At 64.5% G+C, this 21,239-nt stretch carries 15 protein-coding genes and 2 pseudogenes; 9 read left to right on the top strand and 8 right to left on the bottom strand.

Translation table 11 applies throughout. From position 1 onward, the window contains the following. Positions 1–3: 3 nt before the first annotated feature. The 3 genes from ABIE00_RS10910 to ABIE00_RS10900 form a co-directional block, all read right to left on the bottom strand. On the bottom strand, positions 4–264 hold the full coding sequence (locus tag ABIE00_RS10910; protein ID WP_354260113.1) for a hypothetical protein: 261 nt from the start codon (positions 262–264) through the stop codon (positions 4–6). 79 nt (positions 265–343) lie between these two features. After that, positions 344–1,174, bottom strand: coding sequence for an oxidoreductase (locus tag ABIE00_RS10905; protein ID WP_354260110.1), 831 nt, complete (start codon positions 1,172–1,174; stop codon positions 344–346). Positions 1,175–1,322: 148 nt separating this feature from the next. Continuing rightward, positions 1,323–2,573, bottom strand: coding sequence for an Nramp family divalent metal transporter (locus ABIE00_RS10900; protein WP_354263325.1), 1,251 nt, complete (start codon positions 2,571–2,573; stop codon positions 1,323–1,325). Positions 2,574–3,119: 546 nt separating this feature from the next. Between ABIE00_RS10900 and ABIE00_RS10895 the strand changes: the two genes are divergently transcribed. Continuing rightward, positions 3,120–8,687, top strand: a complete 5,568-nt coding sequence (locus tag ABIE00_RS10895; protein WP_354260107.1) for a peroxidase family protein — start codon at positions 3,120–3,122, stop codon at positions 8,685–8,687. Between the two features lie 258 nt (positions 8,688–8,945). Beyond that, complete coding sequence (locus ABIE00_RS10890; protein WP_354260104.1) at positions 8,946–9,263, top strand: hypothetical protein; 318 nt, start codon at positions 8,946–8,948, stop codon at positions 9,261–9,263. 132 nt (positions 9,264–9,395) lie between these two features. On the opposite strand, the gene ABIE00_RS10885 is transcribed toward ABIE00_RS10890, so the two are convergent. Continuing rightward, the gene (locus ABIE00_RS10885; RefSeq protein WP_354260101.1) at positions 9,396–9,635 is read right to left on the bottom strand and encodes a hypothetical protein; all 240 of its coding nucleotides are present in this window, start codon (positions 9,633–9,635) and stop codon (positions 9,396–9,398) included. 395 nt (positions 9,636–10,030) lie between these two features. Between ABIE00_RS10885 and ABIE00_RS10880 the strand changes: the two genes are divergently transcribed. The 5 genes from ABIE00_RS10880 to ABIE00_RS10860 all read left to right on the top strand — a co-directional run bounded on the left by ABIE00_RS10880 (position 10,031) and on the right by ABIE00_RS10860 (position 16,078). Beyond that, positions 10,031–12,517, top strand: coding sequence for a PEP/pyruvate-binding domain-containing protein (locus tag ABIE00_RS10880; protein ID WP_354260098.1), 2,487 nt, complete (start codon positions 10,031–10,033; stop codon positions 12,515–12,517). A gap of 192 nt (positions 12,518–12,709) precedes the next feature. Further along, positions 12,710–12,847 carry a hypothetical protein gene (locus ABIE00_RS10875; protein WP_331575018.1) on the top strand — a complete coding sequence of 46 codons (138 nt, stop codon included), beginning with the start codon at positions 12,710–12,712 and terminating at the stop codon, positions 12,845–12,847. 125 nt (positions 12,848–12,972) lie between these two features. Continuing rightward, positions 12,973–14,046 (top strand): DNA polymerase IV, encoded by a 1,074-nt coding sequence (locus tag ABIE00_RS10870; RefSeq protein ID WP_354260095.1) that lies wholly within the window; start codon positions 12,973–12,975, stop codon positions 14,044–14,046. 86 nt (positions 14,047–14,132) lie between these two features. Continuing rightward, on the top strand, positions 14,133–15,134 hold the full coding sequence (locus ABIE00_RS10865) for a Gfo/Idh/MocA family protein (protein ID WP_354260092.1): 1,002 nt from the start codon (positions 14,133–14,135) through the stop codon (positions 15,132–15,134). Between the two features lie 77 nt (positions 15,135–15,211). After that, on the top strand, positions 15,212–16,078 hold the full coding sequence (locus tag ABIE00_RS10860) for an AraC family transcriptional regulator (RefSeq protein ID WP_354260089.1): 867 nt from the start codon (positions 15,212–15,214) through the stop codon (positions 16,076–16,078). 126 nt (positions 16,079–16,204) lie between these two features. Here ABIE00_RS10860 and ABIE00_RS10855 read toward each other — a convergent pair whose 3' ends face one another. Beyond that, positions 16,205–16,642 carry a VOC family protein gene (locus tag ABIE00_RS10855; RefSeq protein WP_354260086.1) on the bottom strand — a complete coding sequence of 146 codons (438 nt, stop codon included), beginning with the start codon at positions 16,640–16,642 and terminating at the stop codon, positions 16,205–16,207. A 141-nt stretch (positions 16,643–16,783) separates the two neighbouring features. Between ABIE00_RS10855 and ABIE00_RS10850 the strand changes: the two genes are divergently transcribed. Continuing rightward, positions 16,784–17,170: a hypothetical protein gene (locus ABIE00_RS10850; RefSeq protein ID WP_354260083.1), complete on the top strand. Its 387-nt coding sequence runs from the start codon at positions 16,784–16,786 to the stop codon at positions 17,168–17,170. 270 nt (positions 17,171–17,440) lie between these two features. Here the strand turns inward: ABIE00_RS10850 and ABIE00_RS10845 are convergent, their stop codons facing one another. Further along, positions 17,441–18,004 (bottom strand): dihydrofolate reductase family protein, encoded by a 564-nt coding sequence (locus ABIE00_RS10845; RefSeq protein ID WP_354260081.1) that lies wholly within the window; start codon positions 18,002–18,004, stop codon positions 17,441–17,443. 487 nt (positions 18,005–18,491) lie between these two features. Next, positions 18,492–19,046: a DUF3090 domain-containing protein gene (locus ABIE00_RS10840; RefSeq protein ID WP_354260078.1), complete on the bottom strand. Its 555-nt coding sequence runs from the start codon at positions 19,044–19,046 to the stop codon at positions 18,492–18,494. A gap of 755 nt (positions 19,047–19,801) precedes the next feature. Between ABIE00_RS10840 and ABIE00_RS10835 the strand changes: the two are divergent. After that, positions 19,802–20,053, top strand: a pseudogene (locus ABIE00_RS10835) (IS110 family transposase); the annotation flags it as partial. Between the two features lie 868 nt (positions 20,054–20,921). Here ABIE00_RS10835 and ABIE00_RS10830 read toward each other — a convergent pair. Further along, a pseudogene (locus ABIE00_RS10830) lies at positions 20,922–21,207 on the bottom strand (IS110 family transposase); the annotation flags it as partial. Between the last annotated feature and the right edge of the window lie 32 nt (positions 21,208–21,239).

Genomic DNA, 21,239 nt, shown 5'->3' with positions numbered 1-21,239 from the left:
CCGTCAGCTCCACCGCTCCCAGTAATCGTCTGCGGCCTGCAGGAACCGGCGCTTGCGGATTTGTTCTCCCAACAGCGGATAGCCGTCGGCCCTTCCCAGCGGTCCTGAGGCATCACCCATGGGTGAATAGCTGATCGCCACCAGCACGGCCAGTGCGGGCAGGGAACCAAGATTGACGGCGGCAAGCGCAAGACCGAGACGGCGACAGCAGGCCCCCAGACAAGAACAGAATAGGTAAGGAAAGCGAAAAGAAGCGAAGGCCAATCGACTAATAAGACCTCCGGATCGTTCATCCGCCGATTCTTACATGAGGGGCCCGCTGGGAGCCGAGCCGTGCCGTTTGTTACTCGTCGATGCCCGTGCTGAGGCTCAGGTCACGCCACTGGTCCAGTTCCGCGCGCTGCGCGTCTGCAACGGCGGCAAACGCGCCGTACGCGTCCTGGCCCAGAACCAGCAGCGACGGCGGGGTGGGGCTTTCGACGACGGCGATGATCGCCTCCGCTGCCTTGACCGGGTCGCCCGGCTGGGTGCCGTGGACGGTGTCGTGCTCCTTGCGGCGCTTGCCGGCCGTCTCCGCGTAGTCCGGAATCGCCGTCGCTGACTGGGTGAGTGAACGGCCGGCGAAGTCGGTGCGGAACGCGCCGGGTTCGATGGCCGTGACACTGATGCCGAGCGGCTGGAGTTCCTTGTGCAGCGAACCCGAGAGGCCCTCCAGTGCCGCCTTGGTGGCGGAGTAGTAGCCGGAACCGGCGGGTGAGATGCGGGCGCCGATGGAGGAGATGTTCAGGATCGCGCCCGCCCGCTTTGCGCGCATGCCCGGCAGGACTGCTTTGATCATGTCGACGGCGCCGAAAAGGTTCGTGTCGAACAGCTGCCGGATATCGGCGTCGTCGGCTTCTTCCACGGCGGCACGGTAGCCGTAGCCGGCGTTGTTGACGAGGACGTCGATACCGCCGAACCGGGCCTGCGCCTGCTGCACCGCGGAGCTGATCTGTTCCTTGTCGGTGACGTCGAGGGGGAGTGCCAGTGCAGTGTCCGGGTAGTCGGCCGCGAGGTCCTTCACTGCGTTGACGTTCCGTGCGGTGACCACCGCGTTATGGCCGTGGGCGAGTACGGCCTGGGCCAGGGCGCGGCCAAGGCCGGTGGAGCAGCCTGTGATGAGCCATGTGGTCATTCGATTTACCTTCCGTCGGTCATACGGGACTTGCGAGTGACATGTCCAGAAAACCGTACTCCGGGCGCGTATGACAGTGGCTGCTGGTACAGGTAACGCCAATGCCTCCCAAGGAGGCCCGAGCGGAGAAATTAATTAAGGCAAACCGTCAGGACACGCCGAGCACGGTCAGGACGATCAGCACGCAGTTCAGGCCGACGATGAGCGTGGCGCTGGTCCATCCGGCGATCTTCAGCGGCGTCGAATCAGTGTGGATGCCCATGACTTCGCGCTTCCCGGTGAGCCGGATCAGCGGAATCAGCGCAAACGGGATGCCGAAGCTGAGGAGCACCTGGCTCAGGACCAGGGCCAGCGTCGGCTCGATGCCGGCCCCGAGGATCACCAGCGCCGGAATCAGGGTGATCACCCGCCGGGTCAGCAGCGGAATCCGGACCTTCAGCAGACCGCCCATGATCGTGGCACCGGCGTAGCAGCCGACGGAGGTGGAGGCCAGGCCCGAGGCGAGCAGGCCGATGGCGAAAACGACGCCGATCGCCGGGCCCAGTGCCTGCGTCACCGCCGCGTGCGCACCGGCAATGGTGTCGGTCCCTTCCACGCCGCGCAGGCTGGATGCCGCCAGCAGCAACATTGCGATGTTGACGACGCCGGCCAGCAGCAGCGCACCGGCTACGTCAAACCGGGTGGCCCGGATCAGGCGGGTCCGCACGGCGGGGTTTTCGGAGAAGCCGTGCCGGTCCCGGGCGAGGGCGGAGTGGAGGTAAATGGCGTGCGGCATCACCGTAGCACCGAGCATGCTCGCGGCGAGCAGGATGGTGTCCGTTCCTTCAAAGCGCGGCACCAGGCCGGTCAGCGCGCTGCCGGCGTCCGGCGGACTGACGAACAGGCCCGACACAAACCCGACGGCGATGACGCCGAGAAGGGTCAGAATGGCCACTTCGAAGGACTTCTGGCTCCGGTTCGACTGCAGCGAGAGGAGTGCCATCGACGCGAGGCCGATGATAATCCCGCCTGCCAGCAGCGGAAGTCCGAACAACAGGTTCAGAGCGACGGCGCCGCCGATCACCTCGGCCATGTCGGTCGCTCCGGCCACGATTTCCGCCTGGGCCCAGTACGCGCGCCGGCGGCGGGTGCCCAGGCGTTTACCCAGGATTTCGGGCAGGCTCATGCCGGTGGCCAGTCCCAGCTTCGCGGACTGGTACTGCACCAGCACGGCCATGGCATTGGCTGCTACGAGCACCCAGACCAGCAGATATCCGTAACTGGCCCCGGCGGTCAGGTTCGCTGCAACATTGCCCGGGTCGACATAGGCGATGGCCGCCACGAACGCAGGACCCAGCAGCAGCAGGCGCGACCACACCCGTGCCGGTGCAGTGCGTTCTGAAAGGGTCGAAACAGCCATCATTCATCCTCGCCATTGGGGGTACCGATAAGACGAGGATAACCGAGATTTAGGTGTACCGAAAAGTAGGGATTAGGCGAACAGGTGGATGCTGGTTCCGGTCAGTAGGCATGCCCTTCCATCGACTTAAGAGGAGAGTGCCCCGCGCACCTCGTGAGAGGCGGTGCGGGGCCTTCCTAGCGGCAGTCCCACGAATCTGCGTGGCAACTGGGGACAAGGTTCTAAAGCAATCCTTCGGACACGCTTATTAGCAACTGGGAATTGCCTGAGAATCAGGCAGCGGCCGAGCCTAGGCAGCTCCAGTTGCGGAAAGCCATCGCAGGGCCGGCCGCCGGAAGTGGGTGGACCCCCTGATCTGGGGGAGGTCGTTGCCGCCGTGCGGTCCAAACCCCCCAGCCAGCACCGGGCGCAGGCCTCGCCAGCGGTGCAATCGGCATCTCTACCGGCAAAAACGGCCCAAGGTTTCCGCAAGGCATCCTCCGCAATCTTGCACCGTCCAATGCAACGTTCAATCAGCGTTCAATCAACAAAATAGGCAGGTACGTCATGAAAGCGTTCCACCCAATAAAAGCCATCGGAGGTGATCGGACGGCATCCCGTGGAGCACCTCGGCGCCCGAAGCACGCACGCGGGAGCCGGCGGCGCCTCTTCGGCGCACCTAACCGCATCGTCGCCGCCGGCGTGGTCATGTCCCTGGTGGCGGCCATCGGCCAGTCAGCAACCATCGCGGCCAACGCAGTGACCGCCCCGGTGGGCCAAGGCTTTACCGTCACGGCATCAGACCTGGCGTTCATCCTCAAGCAGATCAAGATCGCGGAAGCCCATGTGGCCAACACGACGTCGGCCACCGGCCCCTGCGGCGCCCTCATCGGTACGGGGCCCAACCAGATCCCGGACGCCCTGACCTCCTACGGCCTGCGCACTGTCGACGGTTCCTGCAACAACCTCCTGGCCGGGCGCGAAACCTACGGCGCCGCTGATCAGAAGTTCCCCCGCTACACCACGCCGGTCTTCAACGATGCAGACCCCGTGCCCGCCGGTTTCGGTCCCGCCGGCCCCACCTCTTACAAGCAGAAGAGCGGGAACGTTTTCGACAGCAAGCCTCGCGACATCAGTAACCTGATCGTGGACCAGACCTCCACCAACCCTGCGGCCGTGGCTGCTGCCGGCTTCCCGGTCCGCACCCAGGGCGACGTAGGCGTCCACCCCTGCACCACCGACCCGGATCCGCTGGCCACCCCGCCCGTGGAGGGAGTTCCCGCCGGCTGCGTGCCGTCACACAACACGCTCTTCATCCCGAATGTCACCACCGACGTCGGCCTCTCGCCACCCTACAACTCGATGTTCACGCTGTTCGGACAGTTCTTCGACCACGGCGTGGACCAGACCGTCAAGAGCGGCGGCAACGTGTTTGTGCCGCTCCGCTCCGACGACCCGCTGGTGGCCGGCCCGGACCACATCTTTGGCAACGCCGACGACCTGCCCGCCAACCAGCGCTTCATGGTGCTGACGCGTGCCCAGAACCAGCCCGGCCCCGACGGTGTAATGGGCACCGCTGACGACGTCCAGGAGGCCTCCAACACGGATTCCCCGTATGTGGACCAGTCACAGACCTACACGTCGCACCCGTCCCACCAGGTGTTCCTGCGCGAGTACGTGAATGATCCCGACGGCAAGCCGGTTTCCACAGGCAAGCTGCTCGGCGGTGCCGCAGGCACCAACGCGGAGAAGGGCATGGCCAACTGGGCCAACGTCAAGGAACAGGCCAAGACGCTGCTCGGCATCCAGCTCCTGGACAAGGACGTCCTGAACGTGCCGCAGCTCGCCGTCGATCCCTACGGCAAATTCATCCCCGGCCCCGCCCGCGGCCTGCCGCAGTTCGTGACCGCAAGCGGTCTCGTCGAGGCGAACCGTGCCGACAACGGCGGCCTTGGCACCCTGGTGCCGGCGGACGTCCGCTACTTCGACACCCCGTTCCTCACGGACATTGCGCACAACGCGGACCCGTCCCCGCAGGACACGGACCACAACCCGGCCACCCCGCCGGTTACACCGGCGCCCGACGCCGATACGGTTGCCTCGGCTGATTTCGCCAGCCAGCCCCCGGGAACCTACGACGACGAAATGCTGAACGCTCACTTCATCGCCGGTGACGGCCGCGTCAACGAGAACATCGGCCTCACAACCATCCACCAGATCTTCCACTCCGAACACGACCGGCTCGTGGATGATTTCAAGAACACGCTGACCAACGACACCTCGGCCACCGGCGTCGCGGCCCTGGCCGAGTGGAAGCTGGCCGCCGGCACCACCGACGGCTGGAACGGCGAACGCCTCTTCCAGGCCGCCCGTTTCGTCACTGAGATGGAATACCAGCACCTCGTCTTCGAGGAGTTCGCCCGCAAGGTCCAGCCCGCGATCCAGCCGTTCCACGTCTACCACACGGACGTCAACCCTGCGATCCATGCCGAGTTCGCCCATGCGGTGTACCGGTTCGGCCACTCGATGCTGACCGAGACCATCGCCCGCACCAACCCGGACGGAACGGACAACTCGATCCCGCTGCTGAACGGCTTCCTGAACCCGCCGTCGTATACCGATGACGGCCACGGAAACCAGCTCACCTCACAGCAGGCCGCAGGTGCCGTCGTCATGGGCATGAGCGACCAGACGGGCAACGAGCTGGATGAGTTCGTCACCGACACGCTCCGCAACAACCTGCTGGGCCTGCCGCTTGACCTCGCGACGATCAACATGACCCGTGCACGTGAAGCCGGCGTTCCGCCGCTGAACGAGGTGCGCCGCCAGCTCCACGACTCCACCGGTGACGGACAGCTTGCCCCGTACACCAGCTGGGCTGACTTCGGCCAGAACATCAAGCACCCCGAGTCGTTGATCAACTTCGTGGCCGCCTACGGCACCTACCCGAGCATCGTGAACGCCGCCACCTTGGCGGACAAGCGTGCAGCCGCGAAGGCAATCGTGGATCCGGGCCCCAATGCCGTGCCTCCCACGGCGGACATGATCGACTTCATGAACAGCTCCGGCGCCTGGGCCAACCAGGAAACCGGCCTGAACAAGGTTGACCTGTGGGTCGGCGGCCTCGCCGAGAAGACCAACCTCTTCGGCGGCCTCCTCGGCAGCACGTTCAACTACGTGTTCGAGAACCAGCTGACGGACCTGCAGAACGGCGACCGGCTGTACTACCTGGCCCGTACGCCCGGCATGAACCTGCGCACGCAGCTCGAAGGCAACAGCTTCTCCGAGATGATCATGCGCAACACTGACGGCGTGAACACGCTCAAGGCCGATGTGTTTGCCACGGCAGACTGCAAGTTCCAGCTGGGCAACCTCTCCGGCACGTCAGCTGGGTTCACCTCATTCGGTCCCGCAGTCGCAGACGACACCACGACCACCGACTGCAACGAGAACGCGCTGCTCCTGCGGAAGCCTGACGGCACCATCCAGTACCAGGAGAAGAACACCGTGGATCCCTCCGGCATCAACGGCCAGTCCGTGTACAACGGCACTGACGGCGTGGACCGGGTGACCGGCGGCAATGACAACGACACGTTCTGGGGCAACGCCGGCAACGACGTCATTGAAGGCAACGGCGGCGACGACGTGGCGCTCGGCGGCGAAGGCAACGACAGGATCACGGACCTTGCCGGTGCCGATGTGCTCAAGGGCGGTCCCGGCAACGACTACACCAATGCCGGCATCGGCGACGACATCATGATGGGCGGTGACGGCCAGGACTTCATGAACGGCGGCGCCAATGACAACGAGACGTTCGCAGGTCCCGGCAACGACTTCGTCCGGGCCGGTGACGGTGCGGACGCGGTGTTCGGCGACGGCGGCGACGACTGGATCGAGGGCGGCTCGGGGCAGGATCTGCTCCAGGGCGACCACGGTGCTCCGTTCTTCGATGATCCGGCCCAGACCAAGCCGGGCAACGACATCATGGTTGGCCAAGTCGGCGAGAACGACTACGACGCTGAAGGTGGCGACGACCTCATGGCCGCCAACGCTGCGATCGACCGGTTCGCCGGTGCGGCAGGGTTCGACTGGGCCATCCACCAGTACGACACGGTGGGCGCCAACGATGACATGAAGATCAACCAGAACCTGGGCGGCCTGCTGCTGCAGATTGTGGTCAACCGCGACCGGTGGCAGGAAACGGAAGCCAACTCCGGATCCGCGTTCGACGACGTGATCAAGGGTGATGACCGGGTGCCCAGCACCGTGGGCGGCGCCGGCTTCAGCGGCTGCGACGTTCTCGACCAGGCAGGCATCGACAGGATCGCCGGCCTGGGGGACATCCTCCCCGCGCCCAGCACACCGCTGGAACCGATCGCGGCGGCTTCGGCAATGGGAGCCTGCCCGCTTGAGGGCCCGGTATGGGGCGACGGCAACATCCTGCTCGGCGGCCTCGGCAGCGACCGGCTGGAAGGCCGCGGCGCCAACGATGTCCTCGACGGTGACCGTTACGTCCAGGTCCGGATCAGCGTCCGCACCAACCCGAGCGATCCGGCAACGGAGATCGGCAGCACGGACCTCATGGAGCACACCTACCAGGCGGGCAACCCGCACACCCTGGAGGCCGACGTCGCCGCTGGCGTCATCGACCCGGGCAACCTGGTGGCAGTCCGTGAAGTCATCACGCCGACGGCGGCCCAGACCGCGGGCAACGTCGACACCGCAGTGTTCTCCGGTCCGGAGGCCAACTACACCGTCACCACCACCGGCGGCGACGGCACCCTCGGCTCACCCGGTTCGACCACGACGGTAACCGACAACGTCGGCGCCGACGGCACCGATACGCTGCGGAACATCGAATCCCTGGCCTTCGCCGACACGGTGGTCACCAACGCTCCGGTCATCGGTGTCGCAACCGCCGGCAACGCCCGGGCCACGATTACCTGGACCGCGCCGACCATCGGCATCGCCAGCAGCTTCAACGTGAAGACGCTCGATGTGACGACGAACGCGGGCGGTGTCCAGGTGGGCGGCCTGCTCACCGCGCCGGGTACGGACACCAGCCTCGTGGTGCCGGGCCTGACCAACGGCAACAAGTACGTGTTCCAGGTTTCGGCAACGAACGCCCAGGGCACGAGCCCGTTCTCGGCAGCATCCAACGTGGTGACTCCGGCAGCAACCGTGGAGGTTCCCCCGCCGCCTGCCGCCACCGCACCCGGTGCTCCCACCGGAGTGACCGCCACCTCGGGCAACGCGGCAGCGACGCTGGCCTGGACCGTTCCGGCCTCCGACGGCGGTGCGCCGATCTCCGGCTACGAGGTCCGCACGTTCGTTGGCTCGGCAACCACGCCGACACGGACACTGACCGTCGGAACCGGCGCGGGCGCCGTCGTGGACGGGCTGATCAACGCCACCGGCTACACCTTCGATGTGGCGGCGATCAACTCGGCCGGCACCGGAGCCAGGTCGGCCCGGACGGCAGTCACCACCCCGCGCACGGAGTTCGTTGCCCCGACCATCACGGCACGGACCCCGGCAGCCGGAGCGAAGTCGGTCAGCCAGAGCAACAACCTGGCTGTCACCTTCAGCGAGCCGGTGGCCAACGTCACCACGACGTCCGTTGTCCTCCGGCTCGGCACGACGGCCATTCCTTCAAGCGTGGTTTACAACAATGCCACGAGGACTGCCACCATCAACCCGAACGCGAACCTTCTCGCTGACCGGACCTACACGGTCTCGGTGTCCGGGGCTGCTGCGGCCGTCGCAATCCGTGACACGGCCGGCAATACCATGCCGAACGCGGCGTGGCAGTTCACCACAGGTCCCGCCCCCACACTGGTCTCGGTAAGCCCCGGGATCTCGGCTCGGGGCGTGTCCCGGACGGCCAACGTGACGGCCCGCTTCAGCGAACCGATCACCGGAGCCAGCACGGGAACGGTGGTGCTGCGGCTCGGCACAACGGTCGTCCCCGCTGCGGTGAGCTACAACAACGTCACCCGGACGGTGACGCTGAACCCGTCGGCCACTCTGGCGGCGAACCGGACCTACACCATGTCGATCTCGTCCTCGATACACGACCTGGCCGGCAACCCGTTCGTCACCCGGAGCTGGACCTTCACCACGGGAACGCGGTGATCGGGACTAGCCACTGAACCGCAATAACCAAGGGAGCGGGGACCGTCTGTTGCAGACGGTCCCCGTTCCGCTGCGCTGTTGGGCCATGATGGCGGTGTGGCTTACTATGCAGGGTGCCGGGGATTCGCCGCCGTTGCTTCTGCCAGTGCGATGGTGGTGATGGCTGCTGCGGGCTGCGCAAGCTCCTCGGCCGGGGAACCGCCCTGCTTCCCGCCCCCATATTCGGTGAGCCCATCAGAAGCCAGACCGGGGGAGCACGTGACCGTCCAGGCACAGGATGCGGGCTGCAGTCCCCGCTACGGCGCGAACGCGCGGATCCAAATAGGTGTGACTGATTCCTCGGGAGCAAAAGTCATCAACACTACTTCGGCAATGAACGACGGCGGCGCCTTTACTTACACTTTCGTCGTCCCCGCCCGGACTGCCAAGGGCCAAGCAACGGTCACGGCGGTGCCGTACAACATTGACTGGTGCGACGACACCGGCAGGAACAACCGCGTGGCGGTGGGCGCCGTCGTTCTACTGCAGCGGGCGTCGTGTGTATTTCCGGTGAAGCCGTTGACCATCAGCCGGTAGGGCTCCGTCTCCCGAAAGCCGGGAGGCGGACTGCCCCAGGCGTGCCCGGTGAATTGCATGCGCAGAGCATGGCAGCAAGGGCCGCTATGAACCACCCCCCTGCGCTGCCCGGTCACGGATTCACTTATGGATTTACGCGCGTTTCCCGGTCGCTGCCCCGGCCGCTTTGCACTTGGCCCTGAGAAAGGACTGCTCTGCCTGTGACAGCTGATGTTCGCCGTGCTGGTCCTGGGCGACGTGGCCGCCTGAGACCTGGTACACCACATTTGCCACGGTCCGCGGAAGAACCACGCAACCGGGATTTTCAATGAGCCACTTCTTTGTGGGCTCATCAAGCTCATTCCACCACTCAGCAATCGGCCGTTGGCCCATGACGTGCTCCTCGGATTTGAGACCTCAACTAGTTGACTGCGGCCGTCGGGGCTTGCGCTTCAGGCCACATGACGTGCAGAAATCGCCAAAACACACATCGCCTAGGTACTCATGCCCACCTGCCCCCGTCGCGGCGCCGGACCGTCAACACCGCTGCCTGTGAGGTGTCGAGAAGAATTCACGAATTTGTTAATGGGTAATCAGTATCGAGTGTGGTCCCGATGCAGGGAGGGGTCAAGGGGCACCCGTAACGTCGCGCAACCGGCAACGAAAGCCATTCCTGGTGGTCAGCCACTATGCGGGGAAGGGACGGTGGAGTAGCTTTTACACGTCCGGATGGCCGTGCGGCGTCCGCCAGCGAAGACCCTGCTGCCACCCGCCACGAGGAGCCCTCGATGACACGTAAGACAACCGGCCCCCTTGCTGATTTCGGCAGCGGGGACCTTGCGGCCGCCGGTGGGAAGGGCGCAGCACTGGGCGAACTGCTGCGGCACGGGTTTCCGGTGCCTCCCGGATTCATCGTCACCACGGATGCCTACCGCTCGCTCCTCGACGAGACAGGACTGGGAGCGGCCCTGGACGGCATGGATCAAAACATGGCCGACGGCGGCGCCCTCCGTGCGCTGTTCACCCGCTTTGGCATGCCGGCAGCTGTCCGGTCGGAGATTGGCGAAGCGTACGCCGCTCTGGGAGGGGGAGCCGTGGCAGTGCGTTCCAGCGCCACGGCCGAAGACCTGCCCGGGGCGGCGTTCGCCGGCCAGCAGGACACGTTCCTGAATGTCGCCGGTGAGGAAGCTGTCGCCCAAGCGGTCGCCGGCTGCTGGGCGTCGCTCTGGACCGACCGGGCCATTGCCTACCGGCAGCGGCGAGGGATCGACCCCCGCGAGGTGGCGATCGCCGTCGTCGTCCAAAAAATGGTGCCGGCCGACGTTGCCGGCGTCATGTTCACGGCGAACCCGGTCACGGGTGAGCGCGGCGAGATCGTGGTGGATGCCAGCCGGGGCCTGGGGGAGGCGGTGGTCTCGGGAAGGGTGACGCCCGAACACTATGTGCTGGACCGCACGGGCAGGATCCGTAGCTTCGCTCCCGGCGGCGGAGAGGTGGTGATCAGTCCGGACGCAGACGGCGGCACGACGGAGCACCCCGGCAACCGGTCGCCCGTGCCGTCCCTTGCCGAGGCCCGGCTGCGGGAGCTGGCCGACCTGGGCTGCAAGGCGCAGGAGCACTTCGGCCGGCCGCAGGACTTGGAATGGGCGCTGGCCGGGGGCCGGATCCATGTCCTGCAGTCGAGGCCCATGACGGCCCTGCCGCCGCAGCCGCTGCGGCTCAATGCGGTGCAGCGCCGGGTGGGGCCGTTCTTCATCGAGATGTTCCAGGAGCGGCCCTATCCGCTGGATGTATCCGGCTGGATGGGGCGGGGGATCCTGGCCATGCTGCACCGGATGGCCGGCAGCGTCGGAGTGCGGTTCCCCGGAGTTGGGGAGCTGCTGCCGGAGGAGGATGGTGTGGTGGTGCAGCTGGTGCCGCCGGTCCCGCACCCTACGCTCCGCACCCTGGCGGCACCGCTGACCCTGGCCCGCCTTGCGAGACGGTTCAGAATGGCTGAGTGGAAGAACGATCCCCGGTTCATCACCTTCCTGGAGCAGGTGGACCGGCTGAACGCACGGGACCCCCAAGCCTTGCGCTGGTCCGAAATTGTGGGCGTAGCGCGGGACTCCTTCGCCACGATGCAGGGCATCACCGGGCTGCGCAGCTCTTACATGCCCGGGATATTCCTGCCCATGCTTCGGCTGCGCCTGATGCTTCTGCTGTTGGGGCGCCTGAGGCTGGCGTCCGCCCTGGTCGCGGGTTCGGAAACCATGACGAGCCGCGCGAACCGGTCCCTGGAGCAGCTGGCTGCAATGGTCCGGGCGGATCCCGGTCTGGCGGACGCCTTCGCTTCGTTCGACGGCCCGGCCTTGCTCCAGCTTGTGGAGCAGGACCCGGCGCACGCAGCCTTTCGCGAGGCGTTCGCCGGGTTCCTGCGCGAATACGGGAACCGCGAGACCGTCAGCGTGGTGTTGAGCAGTTCGCCCACCTGGTCCGACGCTCCTGACGTGGTGCTGGGGCTCATCAAAGCGCTCCTGGGCCAGCGGCCCGCCACGGCTGACCAGACCGGCGCGGCGCTGGCGGAGCTGAAGCGCCATCCGTTCCTGCGCATCGGGCCGGTCCGTCGGAAGGTGCTGGCCTCCGTCGACGACGCCCGGGCCGGCATGGCGTTCCGCGAGGACAGCCATTTCTACGCCACAAAGGTCATCCCGCCCATGCGGCGGGCGTATCGGGAGCTTGGCCGGCGCCTCGCTGCTGCCGGTGCGATTGACACCGTAGAGGACGTCTACCACCTGCGGTTCGAGGAACTGGAGGCAATAACGGACGACGGCGGCGCGCTGCCGGCTTCCGTCGGGCAGCGTTACCGGCCGCTGGTGCAGGCCAGGGCGGCCAAACGCCTCGAGCTGGAGGGGATTCCGCTGCTGGACACGGCGTTGCTGTTCAGGAACCGCCGCCGTGCGGCGGGCGTTCTGGTGGCCGGTACGCCGGCCAGCCGGGGCCGTGCCGAGGGGCCGGTGCGGATCATCAGGGGACCGGGTGAGTTCGGCCGGCTGCGCAGCGGCGACGTCCTCGTCTGCCCGTACACGAATCCTTCCTGGACGCCGCTGTTCCAGCGCGCGGCCGCGGTCGTCGTCGACATGGGTGGGCTCGGCTCCCATGCGGCGATTGTGGCACGGGAGTACGGCATCCCGGCTGTCATGGGAACGGGCACAGGCACTGGCATCCTGGCCGAGGGGCAGCGCGTCGTGGTGGACGGAAGTGAGGGGACGGTGGTTTCTGCCGCGACCGGTTAGGTGCGGACCTGCCGCTGTCATGCTTTCGCTATGAAGGTCACGGGGGCTTTCGCCCGACGAGTTCTGGTACGGGTACGGGCGTTCACGCGAATCCGGCCCGGTGACAAGTCCTTCGCCTATCTTGCCCGAAACTTTCGCCGATCTTGTCCGAACGGGGTGAGCATAAAACCGAGGCTGAAAGGGGTGAACATAATGGCTGACGACAAAGAAGTGCTGGACTGGGTCTCTCCCCGCAGGCAGCGGGAAATCGACAACCAGGCCGCCTTCCTGCGCTTCCTCCTGGAGCGAGACGAGACGATCGCTCAAGGCAGTGAGAAGTTGTATGGGTGAGTGACTTCCCCAATGCGATGCGGCAACGCGACGATCGGCCCACCTAGGCATGAGGCCCAGGCCACGGTGCCAAACCCCGCGGTAGAGCGGATGCCTGCCAGGGATCTTTAGGGCAGACTGGTGGCGTGAGCGGAATCCCGTGGGTACTGCACGTCGATATTGACCAGTTCATCGCGGCAGTCGAGGTGCTTCGGCGGCCGGAGCTTGCTGGCAAGCCGATCATTGTCGGCGGCCGGGGCGACCCCACGGAACGGGCTGTGGTGTCCACAGCGTCCTACGAAGCCCGGGCATTCGGCGTCGGTTCCGGAATGCCGTTGCGCGTCGCCGCCCGGAAAGTGCCGGACGCTGTGATCCTGCCCGTCGATCATGAGGCGTACCTCGCGGCGTCTGAAACCGTGATGACTACCCTGCGCGCGCAGCCCGGCGCCACCGTGCAGGTGCTGGGCTGGGATGAAGCCTTTGTTGGCACTGAGACAGAGAACCCGGAGGCCTACGCCCGGCAGGTTCAGGCCGCTGTCCTGGACCGAACGCAGCTGCATTGCAGCGTGGGCATCGGCGATACCCTGGTCCGGGCCAAGGTGGCCACGGGTTTCGGCAAACCGGCCGGCGTCTTTCGTCTCACTTCAGCGAACTGGCTCGACGTCATGGGCAGCCGGCCCACGAAAGAACTGTGGGGCGTCGGAACGAAAGTGTCAGGCCGGTTGGCCAAACTCGGCATCAACACGGTCGCCGAGCTCGCCGCGACCGACCCCCAGGACCTGGTCCCGGAGTTCGGCCCGAAGATGGGCCCTTGGTACGCGTCGCTCGGACGAGGGGACGGCGCCAGCGTTGTGGACGACACCCCGTGGGTAGCCCGCGGGCATAGCCGGGAAACCACCTTCCAGCGGGACCTAACCGAGCCTGCCCAGGTGGACGACGCCCTGAAGGAGCTGACAGCGCGCGTTCTTGAAGACGTTGTGGCCGAAGGACGGCCCGTGATTGGGCTGACCCTCAAGGTTCGGTACGCGCCGTTCTTCACCACCACCCACGCGAAGAAGATCCCCGAGACATTCGACCGGAGCGAAATCCTCGCGCGGGTCTTTGACCTCGTAGCCACAATCGAAACGGGCCGTCCCATCCGGCTCCTGGGCCTGCGGGCCGAAATGGCCATGCCCGACGATGCCAGGAAGGGACACACGCCAACGCGCGGCGGTTGGTGATGCCGTCGTTGGGAGAGTCCGAATATCTGATGCTGGTGGACAGCACCCTTGTGCATCGGGTTAGGTTTTGAAAAAAGGAGATTTTAATGAGCGAGAAATTGCGTTGGGGCGTTCTCGGCAGCGCCCGGATCGTCCGCAAGACAATTCCGGCATTGCAGGAAACCAAAAACGGCGAGGTGGTAGGTATCGCTTCCCGCACCGAGGAAAAGGCCAGGGAATACGCGGACAAACACGGCATCCCACAGGCGTTTGCCTCCTATGAGGCGCTGCTGGCATCCCCGGACATCGACGCCGTCTACATTCCGCTGCCGAACGCACTGCATCTCGAGTGGATTCTGAAATCCCTGGACGCAGGCAAGCACGTCCTCTGCGAAAAGCCTCTGGCGATGAGCGTGGCTGAGTGCGAGGAGATTGCGCGTAAGGCCGATGAGACTGGCCTCAAAGTCCTTGAAGGCTTCATGTACCGTTTCCACCCGCGTTTCGAGATGCTGCAGGAGCTGCTCGCGGCAAGCACGGTGGGCCAACTGACCTTCATCCATGTCGCCCACACGTTCGACGCCGGCGGGGACGACAACATACGCTGGTACACAGGGCTGGGCGGCGGAGCGCTGTTCGACACAGGCGGGTACTGCGTCAACGTCAGCCGGATGGTCACGGCAGAGGAGCCGGCGCGTGTCGCGGCCTTCGGCAACTACCGCGACGCCAACGACGGCGGTCAGGTCGACACCAGCATTGCGGGCATGCTGCGGTTTCCCAGCGGCGCAACCGCCCTTTTCGATACCGGGGTGAACCTCGAGCGCCGCAACTTTCTGGAAGTCACTGGCACTGAGGGCCGGCTGTACCTGGACAATCCTTTTGGGCTTTTGGAGGAGGATTCGGTCCTGGAGGAGCACCACTTCGGGCAGGACACGATCTATCACAAGGTCAGGGGCGAAAACCACTTCGTTCGGATGGGCGAACACTTTGCCAACAGCGTCCTCAACGGTACGCCGCTGCGCTATGGACTCACGGACGCAGCGAACAACACGAAGGTGCTGGAAGCTCTGGACAGCGAGGCGCGGAAACAGGAGCGCCTGCCGGGGGAGTGAGCGGCGATCGAATCGAACCGGAAAAGTCGGGCGCGGGCCGAGGCTGATCAGCAGACTTAATGCTGAAAGGGGAAAGCGTGATCGCAGTTCTCAACCGGCTCGTCGATTTCATCGAGACCCACTTGTCCGAGGAAATCGATGTCACCGGCCTGGCGAGCAGCCTTGGCACCACGGAGTACCACCTCCGCAGGATGTTTTCGTCGCTGGCCGGCATGCCGTTGTCCGAGTACGTCCGGCGGCGGCGCATGGGAGTTGCCGCGGCCGACGTCGTCGGAAATGGCGACCTGTTGGGCATTGCGGTGCGGTACGGCTACGGCTCCGCCGAGGCATTCAGCCGAGCGTTCCGGTCGGTGCACGGTGTCAGCCCGGGCGACGTGCGCAGAAACGGCGGCCCCCTTCGCATACAACCGCAGCTCAGGTTCCGCCTGACCGTAGATGGGAACAACTCCATGGACACCCGCATTGCAGAGCATCCGGCGTTCCGGCTCGTCGGCTATTCGGCCCGCGTGCCGCTCATCCACCATGGCGTCAATCCGCACATCCAAGCGCACATCGCCTCGCTTTCCGAAGCCGCGCACCTGCGCCTCAAAGACTTGAGCAATACCGAGCCGGCGGGCCTGCTCCAGGTGAGTGCCGACGTCGACCCCGACTATACGGAAGGCAGTGAGCTGACGTACCTCCACGGCGTCGCCGTGGGCGAAACGACGCCGGTGCCCGCGGACCTTGACGCGATCGAGGTTCCGGCCGGCACCTGGGCGGTGTTCCGCACAGCGGGCCCGTACCCGGCGGCCCTGCAGTCCACGTGGGCAGCGACTGCCACCGACTGGTTTCCCTCCAGCCTCTGGCGGTTGAGGCGTGGCCCCTCGATCGTGGCCATACTCGACCGCGCCAGTGACTTCAGCACGGCGACGTGCGAGTTGTGGCTGCCGGTGGAACGCGCCTAAGGCGTTCCTGACACACAGCCGAGGTCGGCCCCTGACCTTTGCGCGGCACGATGGTGGGCGGTGCTTGCAAGGACCACTCAGAAGTAGCAAGGTCCAGCAAAACACGCTGTACTGTGCCTACGGCGCTTAGTCCTTCTTCAGTTCCTCGGCAAGCATCACGATGATCCCGCTGGGACCGCGGACGTATGTGAGCTTGTAAATGTCCTTGTAGGTCGCCACGCCGCGAAGCGGATGGCAGCCATGCCTGGCGGCTATCTCCAAGGCTTTGTCGATGTCCTCGACTGAGAACGCGATGCGGTGCATGCCAATCTCGTTGGGGAGAGTGGGCTCCGTCTCGATCGCTTCGGGGTGGATGTACTCGAAGAGCTCCAGACGACCTTGCCCGTCTGGTGTCTGCAACATGGCAATGTTGGCGTGATTGCCGTCAAGGCCCACGGCAGTGTCGGTCCATTCGCCACTAACGGTGTCCCGGCCGACAACCGTGAGGCCGAGGTCGGTGAAGAAGGCGATGGTTGCTTCGAGATCGCGAACGGCGATGCCGACGTTCTCAAGTCTGATGGTCATGGTTGCACGCTACCGAGGTGATCGGTACAGGTCCAGCAGCGGCAGGTGCCCTGCTACGCAAAGCTCGAGTTGCCGGCAAATAGTTCGCTTAAGGATTCGAGGGGATAGCGACAGGTGGGGAATGTTCTCAAGCCTTTGGTGGTGGGCATTCTTGGATTGCTCTTTTGCCTGTCCGGCTGCGCAAGGCTGGACGGACATGCAGGCTCTGGGGGAGGGGCGCCCCAGGAAACGCCGGAAACCAGCAAGCCTGTCCGCATCTACACCGATCCTGTCTATACGGGACAGGCCAGTGGCGAGCTGAATGCAATAGGCAACAAGATCAACGACTACACCGCCGCCCATCCGGATACTTTCTCCGGGACCTACTTCTCCTCGGATTCCTCCAAGATTTTCGTCGGTGTCGTGGAGCCTGGCGACGAAGCCGCTTCGGTTTTCGAGAGACTGGCAGACAGGCTTGATCCTGGGCGGAAACGGGTGGTCACAGTGGACGCTCAGTGGTCTTGGACCGAGCTCGACGCGCTGCGCTGAATCGCTTTTGCTTGCCCCAGGCTGCTTATATTCTGCGTACCTTCTCGGCATTCCCGCTGGCAGTCTCTGCGTCGGGATCTTCGGGAATTCTCGTGTGGTCATCCTAGGCACACCCGTTTCGCGTTGGTCGGATTACCGGCTACTGAACGCTATCCGGACGGATCATCGGCGGTAAAGAACAGGATCCGGCAGGGACGTCACGATCGCCTCGGAACACAGCGCCAGGCGGTCCTTGGTGGCCGAAGCCGGCGCTGATCCGACGTCGGGCACTCAGCGCCTGGTCTCGTACCTGGTCAGGACCACACCGTCGGGAAACGTCCGGGTCTCCAGCAGTTTCAGGTTCACCCAGTTGTCCAGGGCTGTGAAGAACGGCGTGCCGCCGCCCACGAGGACCGGATGGGTGACGAGCGCGTACTCGTCGATCAGCCCGGCCCGCATGGCCGCCGCGGCGAGTGTGGCACCGGCGATGTCCATGGGGCCGCCGTCGTCGGCCTTGAGCCGGGTGATCTCGGTGACCGCGTCGCCGGTGACCAGGCGGGTATTCCAGTCGACCTTCCTGGTCGTCGAGGAGAACATCACCTTCGGCATGTCCCGCCACCGGCGGGCGAACTCGATCTGCGCCGGTGTGATGCCTGGCTGCTGGTCGGCGGTCGGCCAGTGGGAGCTCATCGTCTCCCACAGTTTGCGCCCGTACAGCGCCAGGCCCGTCGCCCCCACCCGGTCGGACCACCATTGGAACAGCTCGTCGCTCGGTACGCTCCAGCCGAGGTCGTCGCCGGGCGCGGCGATGTAGCCGTCCAGGCTCACGTTCATGCCGAAGGTCAGGTAGCGCATGGCGTCAGTCTCCCGCGAGCCGGTATTCGTTGTACAGACCAGCACGGCCCCGGCAAAGTCATCGGACAGGCCACACCGAGGGCCAGTTGATCACCATGCCAAGCAAAGCCTGAAAATAGGGCCAGGATGGCCACACCATGATTACTTCGCCGTACTGCCGTGGTGCACTGGTCATTCTGAGGCGCAACGACGACGAGGCAACGTGCCGGCCCGAATATGACGAAGCGGAGCATGACTCACCTCCCGAGCTGGAGCTAAATGCTAGCTTCAGCCTTCGAGCATGACAGTGGGATGGGTGGCTGGCCCGCCATCTCGCCGTACGAGTTTCGAGGTTCTGCAGGTGGATAAATCAGCCCAGGCAATTTCCCGCAGGATTTTGCAAATGCGCAGCCCAAGCCTCGCCGTTCGCGGTCAAACTCGCTAACGTTCGAGGCATCTTCCCGGCGAAGGAATTCTTGACGTTACCGATGTAATGAAGGCGTCGGCATCAGACCTCGGGAGGAGTGCAGATATGCCCGCCGGCGTCTATGGGGTAACCGCAGCGCGGGCATATGGGACGTCCGGCTTCTACTACCTCACGTGTGCGTTTGGCGAATGCGCGAGCGGTGCCTACCGGCATGCGTACCAGCAGCATTTCGGGTACTTCATTACCGTCCTGATCAAGGGGTTCGCCGTTGTCACCAGCGTCGACATCGGTGATGGGGTAAGCCTCTATGACCACATGCGCCATCGTCGGATCCCAACCTAGGCTCATTGCGCCGGTTCGAAACTGTTCCTGAACGGCCTCGAGTGGATCATTGTCGACCAATTCGATGGGAGTCCTGGTGGGAACACTGAAGGGGTTACCTTCAACGGTGATGAGCTGATCGAGAATCTCGTCAATTTTCTCGGCGAGCAGAGCGGATTGCTGCTTCTCCAGAGCGACAGAAACAATTTGCGTCCCTGTGCGTACCTGCAGGTAAAACGTGCGCGCGCCCGGAACGCCGATGGTGCCGATGACGACGCGATCAGGCCAGACAAACTCGTGAACACGTGTAGGCATGACAGTATTTTAGGCGGCATGAGGTGCATTAGACGTTCCATTGGCCTGGTGGGAGTGCCGGGTCGGCGGCGGCTGGGGGCGAGAAATAGGAAAGAAGTAACCCGAAGAGGGCAATCCGCTGGGTATGGCGGATTTACCTCCACCTCCACCCATTGGATACGTGACGATCGGATCGTCCGTGAGCCGTGGTCGCTTCATGTCGCACCGTTGCGCGCAGGTGTCTTGGATCCATTTCAGACGCAGAGGTTTCGAGCTGCGGAGCGCTCCGCGGCGTTGTGGTCTTGAGAAAACGATCTTGTGGCTGGGGTGGGTAGCGGCGGATGATGGCGGTGCCGCGGTCGACGCCGCTGAGTCTTAGTGCTTAGAGCCTGTTTTCGAGCGTGGTGTGGAGGGCTTCCACGGGAACCGTGGATTGGTGCCGCAAGCCCGGCAGCATCGGGTTTGAAGAGCCCGTTTAGTAGATTCCTGAATCATTTCCCCGCCCTTCCCGCGGCATCTGGCACCACCAGCCGGTGGGTGCTGTTGGACCGGATGCGAGGAGTAGATGATGGACATCGTGCACGAGCGTGCCGCGGGAATGGATATCTCGAAACGCGATGCGAAGGTCTGCATCCGGATTCCAGGAGCGCGGGCAGGAACGTCCAGTAGGACAGTGACACATATGGCGCGACGACGAACGAGATCGTGCGCCTGCGCCGTGATCTGGAGGCGGCCGCGGTGACAGTAGTGGTGATGGAGGCCACGGCGACTACTGGAAACCGTTCTACTTCCTGCTGTCAGAGTCGCTGAATGTGCAACTGGTCAATGCCAAAGCTGCGCGGAACATCCCGGGGCGAAAGAGCGACGTTTCAGACGCGACGTGGCTGGCGGAGCTCGCCGCCCACAACCTGCTGCGGGCCAGTTTCGTGCCGCCCGAACCGATTCGCCAGTTACGGGACCTGACTCGCACGCGGTCGAACCTGACCCATGAACGCACCCGCTTGGGACCACTGGGAACGCCACATTAGAGTAACCTACAACGGAACTTCAGCTCAGGATGACGGTCAAACCGGAGAAGAACAACGATCCGGGGACGAATTTAAGCTTTTCCACTTAGCGCCAGCAAGCACGAGAACAATAGGGACATGAAGTCCCATGGCAGGTTTCCCTCGCGGCCACCGTGGGCCGCGAGCTGGCAGCGCCGGAAGATCACGACTACGCAGAGAGCCGCCTCGATGCTTGTTGCCGTGGTGGCCTTTTTGGGTCTTGTGTCATGCAGCGCCGGAGAGCAGCAACCAGGAGGAAGCCAGCCGGCATCCGTTACTCCAGCCGGTAAGACAAGCCCGTCCATCCATGCCATTACTCCACTTGCGAACCGACTCCCAACAGACAGCTCAACGGCGACGGGTAAGACAGTTCCATGGACTCTCGTGAGAATCGACAACGAAGAAAACCGCATCTATCTGTCAGCCGGACAGGTTAGCTGTAAAGTGCCCTCTGTCGTGCACCTCCGGGAAACGCCGACGGAGATCATCCTCGCGGTCACCGGTCCACCGTCCGGTAGCCCATGCACCGCTCAGAAACTGAGCCTCGTCGGTTACGTTCAGCTCAACGACCCCATCGGCGGACGTCGAGTTGTGGGAAACAGCGCGTAGGAGGCAGGGCCGACATTGTGTTCGGACCACCGACGGTAGACGACCACTGTTCCGAAACAGTCACCCGTGATTTCCGAACGGGTTCCCTAGCCAACAATTGCGGGCTGTGGGAGCAGTCCTGGCCCCGTGTGGGAACGGCAACCGGAACGATTCCGATGGACTGACATGAAAATAAGGTTGGTCCCACAAATCGGTTGGCTACGGATCCGGAGGGCAGGGCATGTTGTTTGGGCCCTCGGATCTATCCGGTTGCCGTCAGTGGTTCGATGGTGACTTTGTAGCCGAGTGATTCGAGCTGTCCGATCGCGCGGGTTTGTTTTGGCGGGTGTGTGTCGGGTGAAGTAGTTAACTCCGGGGTCCCTGTAGAGCTCGCCGATGGTGAGCATGTGCCAGGCCGCGGTGAGCATGGCTCGTTCGACGGCGACGAGGGCCTTGAGGGGTCCGCGGCGGGACGCGATGCCGAGGGCGCCCTTGAGGTAACGGTTCCCTGGCCGGGTTTTGGCGGATTTGACCCGGCCGGCGGACTCTTACTGGCGGCCGTTCTACTACCTCCTCGAAG

The sequence above is a fragment of the Arthrobacter sp. OAP107 genome (assembly GCF_040546765.1).
Taxonomy (GTDB): domain Bacteria; phylum Actinomycetota; class Actinomycetes; order Actinomycetales; family Micrococcaceae; genus Arthrobacter.
Note: the sequence above shows the minus strand (reverse complement) of the source record. Positions and strands in the feature narration are given on the sequence as shown.

Coding starts and splice junctions, on each gene's coding strand:
- ABIE00_RS10905 (WP_354260110.1), bottom strand. CDS start 1,174: ATGACCACATGGCTCATCACAGGCTGCTCCACCGGCCTTGGCCGCGCC.
- ABIE00_RS10900 (WP_354263325.1), bottom strand. CDS start 2,573: ATGGCTGTTTCGACCCTTTCAGAACGCACTGCACCGGCACGGGTGTGG.
- ABIE00_RS10895 (WP_354260107.1), top strand. CDS start 3,120: ATGAAAGCGTTCCACCCAATAAAAGCCATCGGAGGTGATCGGACGGCA.
- ABIE00_RS10885 (WP_354260101.1), bottom strand. CDS start 9,635: ATGGGCCAACGGCCGATTGCTGAGTGGTGGAATGAGCTTGATGAGCCC.
- ABIE00_RS10880 (WP_354260098.1), top strand. CDS start 10,031: ATGACACGTAAGACAACCGGCCCCCTTGCTGATTTCGGCAGCGGGGAC.
- ABIE00_RS10875 (WP_331575018.1), top strand. CDS start 12,710: ATGGCTGACGACAAAGAAGTGCTGGACTGGGTCTCTCCCCGCAGGCAG.
- ABIE00_RS10865 (WP_354260092.1), top strand. CDS start 14,133: ATGAGCGAGAAATTGCGTTGGGGCGTTCTCGGCAGCGCCCGGATCGTC.
- ABIE00_RS10855 (WP_354260086.1), bottom strand. CDS start 16,642: ATGACCATCAGACTTGAGAACGTCGGCATCGCCGTTCGCGATCTCGAA.
- ABIE00_RS10845 (WP_354260081.1), bottom strand. CDS start 18,004: ATGCGCTACCTGACCTTCGGCATGAACGTGAGCCTGGACGGCTACATC.
- ABIE00_RS10840 (WP_354260078.1), bottom strand. CDS start 19,046: ATGCCTACACGTGTTCACGAGTTTGTCTGGCCTGATCGCGTCGTCATC.